The sequence below is a fragment of the Fictibacillus tiangongensis genome (assembly GCF_048083785.1).
Classification (GTDB): domain Bacteria; phylum Bacillota; class Bacilli; order Bacillales; family Fictibacillaceae; genus Fictibacillus.
Genome location: NZ_CP182294.1, coordinates 3291755 through 3304607 on the forward strand (window position 1 = coordinate 3291755; position 12853 = coordinate 3304607).

The 12853-nt window shown below is 39.6% G+C and carries 13 protein-coding genes; 1 reads left to right on the plus strand and 12 read right to left on the minus strand.

Going from position 1 to position 12853, the window contains the following annotated elements; translation table 11 throughout:
* Positions 1 to 87: 87 nt before the first annotated feature.
* The 4 genes from sigI to ACNJYY_RS17580 form a co-directional block, all read right to left on the minus strand.
* Positions 88 to 825 carry an RNA polymerase sigma-I factor gene (gene sigI, locus ACNJYY_RS17565; protein WP_416729432.1) on the minus strand — a complete coding sequence of 246 codons (738 nt, stop codon included), beginning with the start codon at positions 823 to 825 and terminating at the stop codon, positions 88 to 90.
* Between the two features lie 494 nt (positions 826 to 1319).
* A complete protein-coding gene (locus ACNJYY_RS17570) occupies positions 1320 to 1667 on the minus strand; it encodes a thioredoxin family protein (RefSeq protein ID WP_416729433.1) in 348 nt (115 codons plus the stop codon).
* A 4-nt stretch (positions 1668 to 1671) separates the two neighbouring features.
* Positions 1672 to 2724, minus strand: coding sequence for a PQQ-dependent sugar dehydrogenase (locus ACNJYY_RS17575; protein ID WP_416729434.1), 1053 nt, complete (start codon positions 2722 to 2724; stop codon positions 1672 to 1674).
* 3 nt (positions 2725 to 2727) lie between these two features.
* On the minus strand, positions 2728 to 3075 hold the full coding sequence (locus tag ACNJYY_RS17580; RefSeq protein ID WP_066397377.1) for a toprim domain-containing protein: 348 nt from the start codon (positions 3073 to 3075) through the stop codon (positions 2728 to 2730).
* A 240-nt stretch (positions 3076 to 3315) separates the two neighbouring features.
* Between ACNJYY_RS17580 and ACNJYY_RS17585 the strand changes: the two genes are divergently transcribed.
* A complete protein-coding gene (locus tag ACNJYY_RS17585; protein WP_416729435.1) occupies positions 3316 to 3636 on the plus strand; it encodes a general stress protein in 321 nt (106 codons plus the stop codon).
* A gap of 59 nt (positions 3637 to 3695) precedes the next feature.
* Here the strand turns inward: ACNJYY_RS17585 and ACNJYY_RS17590 are convergent, their stop codons facing one another.
* From ACNJYY_RS17590 to ACNJYY_RS17625, 8 genes are all read right to left on the minus strand, one after another.
* Complete coding sequence (locus tag ACNJYY_RS17590; protein ID WP_191752160.1) at positions 3696 to 3935, minus strand: YusG family protein; 240 nt, start codon at positions 3933 to 3935, stop codon at positions 3696 to 3698.
* A gap of 60 nt (positions 3936 to 3995) precedes the next feature.
* Complete coding sequence (gene gcvH / locus ACNJYY_RS17595; protein ID WP_066397386.1) at positions 3996 to 4382, minus strand: glycine cleavage system protein GcvH; 387 nt, start codon at positions 4380 to 4382, stop codon at positions 3996 to 3998.
* Between the two features lie 71 nt (positions 4383 to 4453).
* The gene (locus ACNJYY_RS17600) at positions 4454 to 4813 is read right to left on the minus strand and encodes an arsenate reductase family protein (protein ID WP_416729436.1); all 360 of its coding nucleotides are present in this window, start codon (positions 4811 to 4813) and stop codon (positions 4454 to 4456) included.
* A gap of 633 nt (positions 4814 to 5446) precedes the next feature.
* A complete protein-coding gene (locus ACNJYY_RS17605) occupies positions 5447 to 7231 on the minus strand; it encodes an acyl-CoA dehydrogenase family protein (protein ID WP_416729437.1) in 1785 nt (594 codons plus the stop codon).
* Between the two features lie 15 nt (positions 7232 to 7246).
* The gene (locus ACNJYY_RS17610) at positions 7247 to 8428 is read right to left on the minus strand and encodes an acetyl-CoA C-acetyltransferase (RefSeq protein ID WP_416729438.1); all 1182 of its coding nucleotides are present in this window, start codon (positions 8426 to 8428) and stop codon (positions 7247 to 7249) included.
* Positions 8429 to 8443: 15 nt separating this feature from the next.
* Positions 8444 to 10840 (minus strand): 3-hydroxyacyl-CoA dehydrogenase/enoyl-CoA hydratase family protein, encoded by a 2397-nt coding sequence (locus ACNJYY_RS17615; protein ID WP_416729439.1) that lies wholly within the window; start codon positions 10838 to 10840, stop codon positions 8444 to 8446.
* Positions 10841 to 11269: 429 nt separating this feature from the next.
* The gene (locus ACNJYY_RS17620) at positions 11270 to 12187 is read right to left on the minus strand and encodes a proline dehydrogenase family protein (protein ID WP_144698238.1); all 918 of its coding nucleotides are present in this window, start codon (positions 12185 to 12187) and stop codon (positions 11270 to 11272) included.
* 387 nt (positions 12188 to 12574) lie between these two features.
* Positions 12575 to 12823 carry a DUF2573 family protein gene (locus ACNJYY_RS17625; protein WP_416729440.1) on the minus strand — a complete coding sequence of 83 codons (249 nt, stop codon included), beginning with the start codon at positions 12821 to 12823 and terminating at the stop codon, positions 12575 to 12577.
* Positions 12824 to 12853: the final 30 nt, after the last annotated feature.

Consider the following 12853-nt stretch of genomic DNA (forward strand, 5'->3'; position numbering starts at 1 on the left):
TATCCCTCCCGCATGTAGCAGGATCAGTATAAATTACAGGCAAGAGAACATCCCATTCCCTTGCCAAGTAACCTTATTTACCTCACCTTATGGCTGAATGTATGATTTCAGCGCTTGAAAATCGCCTAAATATATAAGTGAAACTGCTATTATATACTTTCGATTTCTCTCTATGGTTTTACGACTACAGGATACCATATTTAATAAATCTTTTATTGGTAATTGCTTTTTTTCTTTTAAGAACGCGGCAAGTTCTTCATTCTCAGCTAAAAGACGAGCAATCTCTTTTGCATTTTCACGTGCATCTACATGTTTTGGACAGTGTTTACTTAGAACTTTAAAGTTTAATCCGAACGTCTTTAATAACTTTTGGTACTCTTCAATCTCATAAACACGATTCTCAACTTGAATCTGGTCTTCAAAATGATCCATTGCAGCTTTTTGCTCTGCATAACTTTCTTCTAAACGACCTTCTTCATCTTCTTCATCTGGTTGTAGAAAGATCAGTCTGTTCTGACGGACTTCTTTACGAATATAATCGATGACTCTGCGTCTAATCACCATATCAGCAAAAGACAAGAAACGGCTGCCTTGGCCTTCTTGGTATTGATCAATCGCTTCGTTGAAAGCAAAAAGACCTACACTAAACTCGTCCATCGTACGATCTATATATTGACTGCACACTTTAGAAGTTACTTTTTTAATAAAGGGTTGGTAATCACCAATAAGTTCATTTCTAAGTTTTTCATCGTCTCTTTCTTGGATCGTTAGAACTTTATCTTCTATGCTTGTTAATTTATTGCTAGATAATTTATTTTTTTGCAATCGGGAATACTGCATTTAAATTTAAAGATGCCATGATTATCAATCACCTCGGTTTAAAAATTGCTTTGCATTTTGTTTCGTTTATTAGTGAATCGTATATTTTTATTTTAAAAATAAAATCATTCTTATTTACCACAATAAGCTAGGGAGCAAACATGCAAACAAGCTCTCCTATTCATTTATACCATGACTTTTGACATTTGTAGGATACAGTTCTATAACAATATTACAACGCCCGTAACATTTGTGACGTTATCGTTAAAGTACTGAATTGACAAAACAAACTGAAAATTTGTCTGTATCCCTTAAAAACCCCTCTATCAAAGTCATCAGCGTTATTTTGAAATAAAAAAACACACCCTTAATTGTTACAAAAGGGCGTGTCACCGACATTAATTTCCCATATTTTTCTTAAGATTTAACCCCCGAAAAATATATTTTTTTGTAGAATTAGGCGATAAATTAAAAAATGTGGGGTAGATCCCACATTTTTTTCACGCTTTATATTCCTTTTCAACTAGTTTTAACATGGATTTATAGATATTTCCCGCAGATTGAAGCGCATAAATACGATCGATAGCAATTCCTCTTGAAAGAATGAGTAAACATGGAACGCTGGTTACCCCGTATTTGGCAGCAAGCTCTGGCATTTCATTAATATTGCTAACACCTACCGCTATATTTTCGCCTTTTTGAACGCGTATCGTTTCGACTGCAACCTCAAACATTTTCTTCCCCATCTTACAAGTTCCGCAAAGCGGAGTTTCAAGATACAAAAAATATGGATTTTGCAGCGACTGTTCGATAACGGTTTCCCAATTTTTCCGAGTGATTTCTTTCATGGTATTACTCCATTACTTTTTCTAGTGATACATTTAGCAGCACATCGTCTTCGCTTGATGGCTGCCCTCTTCCATCTTTGTTGTTCGTTACAACAAACATTTTGTTATCATCAATAAGGATATCACGAATCCGCCCTTGATTGGGAACAATTGAGGTTATCTTCTTCGAAGAAGTACTAACCCTCATGACTTTTTCTCCTCTAAGAGCTGCCACATATAGATACCCGTTTTTATAGTCGATGCCAGACGGAGCCCACGTATCATTTCCAGAGTGAAACCACGGTGATTCTAAGCCATCGCCTTTTTCATCTCCACGAATAATGGGCCATCCGTAATTTTTTCCCTGCTGAATTTTATTGATCTCATCATAGTTTGATGATCCATGTTCCGCAGCAAACATCGTGCCTTTTTCATCCCATGTCATTCCTTGTGGATTACGATGACCGTATGTATAGATCGGAGAAGGAAAGAATGGATTATCTTCTGGAACAGAACCATCCTTATTAATTCTTAGAATTTTCCCAGCAAGGCTTTCTAAACTTTGAGAGAGATCCTCTTCTCCGCTATCTCCGGTTGTGATGTAAAGCTTCTGATCTGGTCCCCACTCCATCCTTCCACCATTGTGTGTGTAGCCACCAGGAATATCATCAAGAAGGATTCTGCTCTCTTTCCATTCTTCATTCTCAAAGCGCATCTCAACCACTCGATTTACTAAACGACCCGCCTTTTCATACGTATAATATCCATAAGCTAATTTATTGCTCTCGTAATTTCGATCTAAAAGAAAGCCAAGAAAACCTCCTTCCCCGCCATCAGCTAAAGCTTCTGAAAATATTGGAGAATAAGAGGTCTTTTTTTGATTTTCCCCTATTAAAACAAGCCCCCCAGTTCGTTCACTGATCCACATTTGTTTTGGGGTGCTGCTTATCTGCCAAGGGATATTTAACTTTGTGCTAACAACATCTTTGGAAGAAATACTTACATCATCTTTATTTAAAGGACTGCAACCACTAATCAAGCAAAAGGCAGTTAGAAGACTGTACCAATTTTTTTTCATGGCTTATCCTAAACAATTCTTTTGAATATTAAAGTGTGCACCTACCAATACCTTTGCGAGGTACATCAGAGGTGTTTTTGCAACTTCTCTGTACATCTTATTAATATATAAATGCTCCGCATTCGGTAATTCACGTTGCAGTTGTTTTCTTAGTTTATGACCAGCATCATCTGCATCAACCAGGATATAAACATCCCGATCTTCAATGGCTAATGCCAGCTCTTCTAATTTATCCAAACCTAAAGTTCCATTCGTACAAATAATTTCAACCGGTTCATCCAGGATTGCAGCTAACTTATCCTTATCTGATTTACCTTCGACAATGATTACTTTGTTTTTGATTTCATTCATTACTCATCTCTCCTATACTTTGAAGACTATAAAATGAATGCATCGCTTAGATTATATATTTGCTTTATTTTATTAAAATCCTGCAAGAGATGTTCTTTATTACTATACCCCTTTTTCCTATTTTCCTACCTATTTGTATTTGATGTATGCGTTTTGTACTAATTCTCCCCAATCGCGTTTGACACCCTGTTAATAAAGGGAATTTAGGAGACATAAAACGAATAGGGGAGGAGTCATCTCATGGCAAAAACAGAACCTAAAATGAGCCGAGCTGATGCAGGCAGATTAGGCGGAGAAAAAACAGCTAAATCACGCGGGAAAGAATTCTATCAACAGATTGGAAAAAAGGGCGGTACCTCCACATCAAAAAAACATAGCACAACTTTCTTCCAAGAAATCGGTAGAAAAGGTGGCAGTTCGACCTCTAACACACATAATAAGACGTTTTATCAAGAAATCGGAAAAAAAGGCGGTAAGGCTACTTCCCAAAATCAGGATAAGAGCTTCTATCAAAAGATCGGATCGAAAGGCGGCAGTGCTGAAAGAAGCAGACTAAGTTAATATGAAAAAGAGGATGACTGCCACGGTATCTCGTTGACATCATCCTCATCGTGCTGAAATTAGCACCAACCTTTATCACATTCATCCACATACTTTGTAGGATTCGGTAATTCTACAGGCTTTTCACGTTTATAAATCTTGTCAGCATCAAATTCAAAACCCTCAGCCATCTCATACATGTTTCCTTGGTTTGTAAAGCGGATCTGTCCAATTTCATCCTTATCCAAATAAAGGGACATAGATCCGCCCTTCATTTTACCAAAAACCCTTGATGTAACATCTCGTCTATCTTGGTTCATAAAAATCCCTCCAAAAAAGAATAGCAGTATGTCTATTCTTTCCTGAAGGGATTGATTTCATTAATCTTCTTTAATTAATTCTTCGTACTGTTCTGCAGTCATTAACTTTTCAACCTCAGAAGCATCTGAAAGTTCTACAACAACCATCCAAGCTTTTTCATATGGAGACTCGTTAACAAGTTCAGGGCTATCATCAAGGTCTGCATTTACTTCTACAACTTTTCCAGAAACAGGCGCATACAATTCAGATACAGTCTTAACCGATTCTACGCTTCCGAAAGGCTCGTCCGCAGTAAGTTCGTCTCCTACTTCAGGAAGTTCAACGAACACGATATCTCCTAGTTCGTCTTGAGCGAATGCTGTAATACCGATACGAACTTTATTGCCTTCTTCTGTTTTTGTCCACTCGTGCTCTTCTGAATAGCGTAATTCTTTTGGAAATTCCATGTGTAATCCCTCCAGCTTTTCTTGGTTTTATAATAACTACAATAATTGATTTATTATAGTCAGTAACAATGTTATTTTTTCCACGTATTTTCGTACTGCTCTTCTTTAAATCCTACTGTTACCTCTTTGCCGTTTGTCGCGATCGGCCTTTTGATCAGCATGCCATCACTGGCTAAGATTTCAAGCAGCTCTTCTTCTGTTGCTGTATTCATCTTCTCTTTCATACCCAACTCACGATACTTCATGCCGCTCGTATTAAAGAATTTTTTGATCTCTAGACCACTAAGATCGATCAGTTTCTTCAGTTCATCAGCAGAAGGCGGGTTCTCCACAATATGTATAGGCTCAAAGGCTACATCGTTTTCTTTTAGCCATTTTTTTGCTTTTTGGCAAGTTGAGCATTTTGGATATTCATACACTTTCAGTAGCATTATATCACCCCTTCTCATAGTACCACAAACTAGTGTTACCAATAAAACAAGAAATTCTGCACGGTGTGTATTTGTTTTATCAGGGGCTGAAAATGAGATCCTTTAGGTTGCTCCCTTTTTATAGTGCGAGGGTATATTCAGACTTGGCAATTGTCGAAGATTGTAGACTCGCGGATAAACTGCCAAAACTTTTGGATTGGGAGCTAATATACGTGGATAAACTGCCTAAATTTGTGGAATGAAGGCATTTATTTATGGATTCAATTAACAGAATACAGCTACATACCCCATTAGGTATCATCCTAAATCCGTTTTGGCACCTGAACCTGCACCATATTTGGGCATTTTTCGATGTTTAAGATCAAAACTAGCTTTGTTAGGCTTCTTATCTTCACGATTGTTACTTCAGAACTCATTTTTACTCTTCTGTAACAGTTGAATGAGCTCGAGGCACGAGAATCCTGCGGGACGAAACTCACGGGATGATGGCTCACCGGGTGATCTACTTAAAAGCGACAGCCTCAAACGGAAAACAACAACAGAGGCCTATTACCAACAAAAAAAGCCCTCCTACAAATTACAGGAGGGAAAGATAAGATATTTTGAAGGTTAGCGTAAATAAATACAGATTAATTAAACGATATAGCGTTCTTCTTCAAGAAGCTGAACCGCGAGTTCGCGCTTCTTCTTAATCACATTAATAGGTGTGTGACGCGTCAGTTTCTTTAACGCGGACAGCATCATACGGAGCATGTCGCCCTCTTCAACAGCAATGATAGATTCTTTTGCGTGAGCTTCAATGCGGTTGAACGCTTCTTGACAATACACTTCTGTGTATAAAAGTTTTTGTTTTGCCTTTTCAGCTCCAGATCTTTCGATTGCTTTTTCTGTACGTAAGAGAACAGATTCCATGTTGTACACTTCACTGATGATATCTGCTAAGTTTGATAATACTTCTTGCTCTTGCTCTAACTTAGGTCCAAACTTTTGAACCGTTAATCCTGCTGTCATCAAGAAAATCTTCTTAGCCATAGACACTAGGTATTTTTCTTGATCCAAGCTTTTCGTACCTACTTCAACAGGCATTAACATCATAAGCTCTTGTTGAAGCTGAGTAGCTTTTTGAATAAGCGGCAGCTCGTTCTTCATTGCTTTTTTCACAAGCGTCCCTGGAACTAATAAGCGGTTGATCTCGTTCGTTCCTTCAAAGATTCGGTTGATACGAGAATCGCGGTAAGCACCTTCGATCTCATATTCAGACATAAAGCCGTATCCACCATGGATTTGAACGCCTTCGTCTACTACATAGTCCAACACTTCTGAAGCTGATACTTTGTTCAGTGAACATTCGATCGCATACTCTGCGATCGCTTTTGCTAATTCACGGCCGTCTTTTTGTTTTTCTTCAGTTAGAGTGCCTAAGCGGTTTTCAAAAAGACCCACTGTTCGGTACACAGAACTTTCAGCAGCATACGTTTGAACAGCCATGTTCGCAAGCTTTTCTTGAATAAGACTGAAAGAACTGATCTTACGCTTGAACTGTTGACGCTCGTTCGCGTATTTTACAGAGACTTCAAACGCGCGTTTTGCCGCTCCTACACATCCTAATGCGAGCTTGTAACGGCCGATGTTCAGAATGTTAAAGGCGATCAGATGCCCTTTTCCTGCCTCCCATAGAAGATTTTCCTTTGGTACTTCTACATCTTCTAGGATAAGAGTACGTGTGGAAGAACTTTTAATTCCCATCTTCTTCTCTTCTGGTCCTGTGGAAACGCCTTTATAATCTCTTTCAACGATGAATGCTGTGAACTGTTCACCATCGATCTTTGCATATACTACGAAAACGTCAGCAAATGCAGAGTTTGTGATCCATTGCTTCTCGCCGTTCAATACATAATGAGTGCCTTCAGCATTCAGCTTTGCTGTCGTTCTTGCGCCGAGTGCATCAGATCCAGAACCCGGCTCAGTTAATGCGTATGCCGCGATCTTTTCACCTGTTGCAAGTTCAGGCAAGTATTTTTTCTTTTGCTCTTCGTTACCAAAAAGAACGATAGGAAGTGAGCCGATTCCTACATGCGCTCCGTAACTGATTGAGAAACCGCGCCCGCGAGCGAATTTCTCTGTGATAAGTGAAGAAGAAATCTTATCTAGACCTAAGCCGCCATATTCTTCAGGTACATCTGCTCCTAAAAGTCCTAGTTCTCCCGCTTTTGTTAATAACTTTCTGGAAACGGTAAAATCATGATCTTCCATCTTCTCAAGTTGAGGTACAACTTCTTTCACAACGAAATCTTCCGTTGTTTTTGCGATCATCAAGTGTTCTTCTGAAAAATCCTCAGGTGTATAAATATCTGCTGCGGAAATGTCTTCTATTAAAAAGCTTCCACCAATGATTTGTTTTTCTGCTGTATTCGACATGCTTTCTCCTCCTCGTTATCCTACTAGTTCAAATACGCCTGCTGCTCCCATTCCACCGCCGATACACATCGTTACAACTCCGAACTGTTCGTTACGACGCTTCATCTCGTGTAAAAGAGTTAATGTTAGTTTTGTTCCAGAACAACCTAGCGGGTGACCAAGTGCAATAGCACCGCCATTCACGTTTACTTTGTCTTCTGGAAGGTTCAATTCACGAATGACTTGAACACTCTGTGAAGCGAATGCCTCATTCAACTCGAACAAGCCGATGTCTGAAAGTTCTAGCCCAGCCATTTTCAATGCTTTCGGAATAGCTGCTACAGGACCCACTCCCATAATATCTGGAGCTACCCCAGCCACTGCAAAAGAACGGAATTTTAATAAAGGGATTAAACCTTCTGCTTCTGCTTTTTCTCTGTTCATAACAAGAACCGTTGCGGCTCCGTCACTGGTTTGCGAGGAGTTCCCTGCTGTTACAGAACCAGTCGGTGTGAATGCCGGACGAAGTTTACTGAGTACATCAACGGTTGTTCCAGCTCGGACACCTTCATCCACAGACACAGCAATCTCTTTTTCAACTAGCTTTGATTGCTCATCTAACCAGCGTTTCATCACATGTACAGGAACGATCTCGTCGTTAAACTTGCCGTCTTTAATCGCTGCCGCTGCTTTTTGATGGCTTCTTACGGCAAATTCGTCTTGATCTTGTCTTGAGATTCCAAAACGTCTCGCTACTTCTTCTGCTGTATGACCCATGCCCATATAATATTGCGGCACCGTTTCAACTAAGTAAGGGTTAGGCTTTACAACATGACCTACTACAGGAACAAGGCTCATCGATTCTGCTCCGCCTGCAAGAATGGCTTCCGCTGCACCTAGCATGATTTTTTCTGCACCATACGCAATACTTTGCAAACCAGATGAACAAAAACGGTTAATCGTAATTGCTGGCACCGTCTCAGGCAATCCTGCTCTAGCACCGATCAAACGAGCCATGTTCATCCCTTGTTCTGCTTCAGGAACAGCACATCCGATGATCAAATCATCGATCTCTCCGTTGTAATCACCTGCACGTTTCAACGTTTCCTTTATGGTTACCGCTGCTAGTTCGTCTGGTCTCATATGTGCAAAAGAACCTTTTTTCGCTTTACCAACCGCTGTTCTAGCACCTGCTACTATTACTGCCTCTTTTAACATTGAGTTCTTCCCCCCTTAGTTTCTTAGCGGCTTGCCTTTAACAAGCATGTGCTGCATTCTTGCCTGGCTTTTTGGTTCTCCAGCAAGACTTAGGAACGCTTCTCTCTCCAAATCTAGTAAGTATTGTTCGTCCACCAATGTTCCTTCTGGCACTCTTCCTCCAGCTAAAACAAAGGCTAGTTTCTTTGCGATCTTTAGATCGTGCTCTGAAATGTATTGGCTGAAGTGCATCGTCTGAGCACCTAGTGCAAGTGTTGCATATCCTGCTTCACCAACCACTGGAATCTTCTTTCTTACAGGCGGTGTATAGCCAACACTTTCTAACGCAAGCACTTGTGTTTTAGCATCATGCAAGAGATGATCACCGTTTACAGAGATGCTATCTTCATTTCGTAAGAATCCTAGTTTGCGTGCTTCTTGAGCGGAAGTCGAAACTTTAGCCATCGCAATCGTTTCAAAAGCTTGGTTCGCAACTTTTTGCAGATCTCCCTTTGCACCTTCTGGCAGCTGCTCTAATAAACGAAGGTAAAGCTCTTTGTTTCCGCCTCCGCCTGGGATCAAACCGACTCCTGTTTCAACAAGCCCCATGTACGTTTCAGAAGACATTTGAAGTCTAGCAGCAGGAAGTGATACTTCAACTCCACCACCTAGCGTCATTCCAAAGTTAGCGGCAACGACAGGTTTTGCACTATAGCGAACTCTTGCCATCGCTTGCTGGAACTGACGAACCATCATATCGAGTTCAAAGAAATTGTCATCTTGTGCTTCCATGAGGATAAGCATCAAGTTGGCACCAACACAGAAGTTCTTACCTTGGTTACCAATCACAAGTCCTTTGTAATTCTTTTCTACTTCATCGATCGCCTGATGAAGCATCATGATAATTTCAGGTCCAATCGCATTATTTGGAGAATTGAACTCAAGGCCCGCAACATCATCACCAAGATCGATCAATGTTGCTCCACCATTCTTTGTGATCACATTCCCTTTTTCTTTTAAACGGCTCAAATGAACAACTTTTTTGTTCTCTTCCACAGGAAGGTAGCTTCCGTGGTGATAGTAAGAGCGGTCGCCTTCTGTTTTTGTATAGAATGAGTTTTTCTCGGATTGAAGAAGTTCTTCTACCCAACCAGGAATTGTCTCTCCTTCAGATTTCATTCGTTCTACAGATTCTGGTACGCCGATCGCATCCCAGATTTCAAATGGGCCATGCTCCCATCCGAATCCCCATTTCATCGCTTGATCGATCGCGACAAGGTCATCAGCAATTTCATAACATTTTTCTGCAGAATATAATAGAACTGGCTTAATAATGTCCCATAACAGTTTTCCTGCACGGTCATCACTGTATAAAAGCGCTTTCACTTTTTGGTTTGTTGTCTTCATCTGTTTTGCAGCTTCGAGTGTAGCTGTTTTCATTTTGGAGCGCGGTTTATATTCCAATGTAGCTGGATCGAGCTCTAAGATTTCACTGCCTGCTTTACTTCTTTGTTTCAGATAGAAACCTTGACCTGTCTTACTCCCAGTCCATCCTTTGTCCACCATCTCGTTTAAGAAATCAGGTATCTCAAACACTTCTTTTTCTTTTCCGTCTACTTGCTCGTAAACATTTCTCGCAACATGAAGGAAAGTATCAAGTCCGACAACATCAAGTGTTCTAAACGTTGCAGATTTCGGACGGCCGATTAATGGACCCGTAACAGAGTCTACTTCACCGACACTGTAACCTTGTTTCATCATCTCTTGCATCGTGATCATCAGTCCATATGTTCCGATGCGGTTCGCGATAAAGTTAGGCGTATCTTTTGCTTCAACTACACCTTTACCAAGCACGTTCTCACCAAAGCTGCGCATGAATTGAACAACTTCTGGTTTCGTGTCCTCTGTAGGAATGATTTCAAGAAGCTTTAAGTATCTTGGTGGATTGAAAAAGTGCGTTCCTAAAAAGTTTGCTTTAAAATCTTCAGAACGTCCTTCAGCCATCGCACGAATCGAGATGCCTGATGTGTTTGAAGTGATGATGCTTCCAGGTTTTCTATATTGATCTACTTTTTCAAAAAGTTTTTGTTTCACATCTAGGCGTTCAACAACTACCTCAATGATCCAGTCTACATCTTTTAATTTTTCAAGGTCATCGGTAAGATTACCGATTGAGATTAATTCGAGATTTTCTTTCACGGCAAGTGGAGCCGGCTTTTGCTTTAATAGTTTTTGTGTGGCAGATAGAGTGAATTTGTTGCGGAATGCAGGATGATCTTCAGTGATCCCTTTTGCTTTTTCCTCTTCACTTAAAGAAGGCGGTACAATATCCAATAGTAATGTTGGTATTCCGACGTTTGCTAGATGAGCGGCTATGCCTGATCCCATTACACCAGAACCCAGTACGGCAGCTTTACGGATTTCACGAGACAAGATGGTCTTCCTCCTTTATTGAATGAATACTCATTCATTTTTTATCCATAAAAAAATTTGTTACCCTATATCCAATATAAAATATATTCTGAATTTTAGCAATAGTTGAGGTTTTTTTCTTTTGTAAACTTTCATCTTCCATCTTATGCAGGTTAGATGCCTATGGTTTATTTGATGGATCGTTGCCAAAGTTCTTCGTATAACTTTGTTGGTTTTGTAAGTAGTTGATTTCCTTTCCAGATGCTTGCTTTCCGTGGGTCAGGAAGTGAGCCACATTTGTATGAGTGTCTCACCTGCCAGCCAGTCCTAGCCGAGAGTTTCGCATATTCCACTCCAATCAACAGTCAAAGAAGGAAATGACAACAATCTTTTAACCTATAAAAAAAGAGGAGCCTGTGTTTAAGACAAACTCCTCTTGCATATTACTATTTATTTTCCAAACACACCTTTTAATACGAACACTACGTTTGCCGGACGTTCAGCAAGACGTCTCATAAAGTACCCATACCAGTCGTTTCCGTATGGTACATAGATTCGCATCTTGTAGCCTTCTTGCATCAGCTGATCTTGTCGTTCTACACGAATTCCGTACAACATCTGAAACTCAAATTGATCATATGGAATCTTGTGTTTTTCAACCAGGTCTTTAGTATATTGGATGATCTCATCATCATGTGTTGCAATCGCGGTATAGTTTCCGTTTAAAAGATGAGTTTCGATCAGCTTTTTAAAGTTATTATCAACATCGCTCTTTTCAGGGTATGCGACAGTTTGCGGTTCTTTATAAGCGCCTTTTACTAATCGCAAGTTCGGATGATATTCGTCTAACGTTTGTACATCTTCTAATGAACGATACAAATAAGCTTGGATAACTGTTGAAATGTTATCATATTCACTTTTTAGCATCTTGAAGATTTCAAGCGTTTTTTCGCAACGAGAATAGTCTTCCATATCAATCGTAATGAAAACGTTATGTTTTGTTGCTGCATCCATTATCTTTCTCATGTTGCTCAACACAAGTTCGTCACTAATGTCTAGCCCCATGGAAGTCATTTTTAAAGAAAGCTGTGAATCCAGCTTTTCTTTGCTGATGGCTTTTATTGCATCTATACAATGCTGAGTCATTTCAGCTGCTTCGCGTTCGTTATCGACAAACTCACCCAGATGATCGATCGTAACGGGCATTCCCTTTTCGTTCAAACGTTTGATAGCAGAAATAGAACTATCAAGTGTTGCACCTGCCACAAAACGACCTGCTCCAAAACGTAGACCGTATCTTTTAGCAAGGTTGGTTAACGATTTATTTTTAGCAAGAAATAAGAAAAAATTGCGCATAAGTTGTTCCAATCCAATTACCCCCTAATACCTTTAAAATATAAAATAAGATTGGTTAAATTCTTTCTCTGTTGTAACCGCTTTAAATATATCATTTTTTTTGCGAATATTGTCGATTTTGAAATATTAAAAATATTTTTCAAGTAAAAAGTGGTTTGAACATGTCTACTGATTTGGTCTGATGTTTACGGTACGTGTTTTTTATATTTCTTACACGTTCTCTGGTAAATGGCTCAGTTTCACCGATACAATATAATGTTTCACCGCCAACACCTTACGTTCCACCTAAAAACGTTCTCTCACCACCTGTAACTGCTGTCATATCACCGATAGTAGCAGAAAATGAATAGCTTGCAATAAAAAAGACAGTCTATATGACTGCCTCATGCTACAACTTATTTATTTCTTTTGATTTCGGTGCTTTTCATTCAATTCTTTAATCTCTTGAACAAGATTTTTCATGGCATCCTTAGCATCTGGGTACTCTTCGTTCCAATGCTTAACTAATGGCGGCATACTTTTAGCGATAAACGAATATAGAGCATAAGCCTTTACCATTTCTATATGCTTTGAATCTGAAGTTCCCAAAAGAAGCTCAGCGTATTTCTCTATTAAACCATCCAGCTGCTGCTGTAATTTATCATCCACGGTTAAATACCCCCTAGATTATTTTAGTAC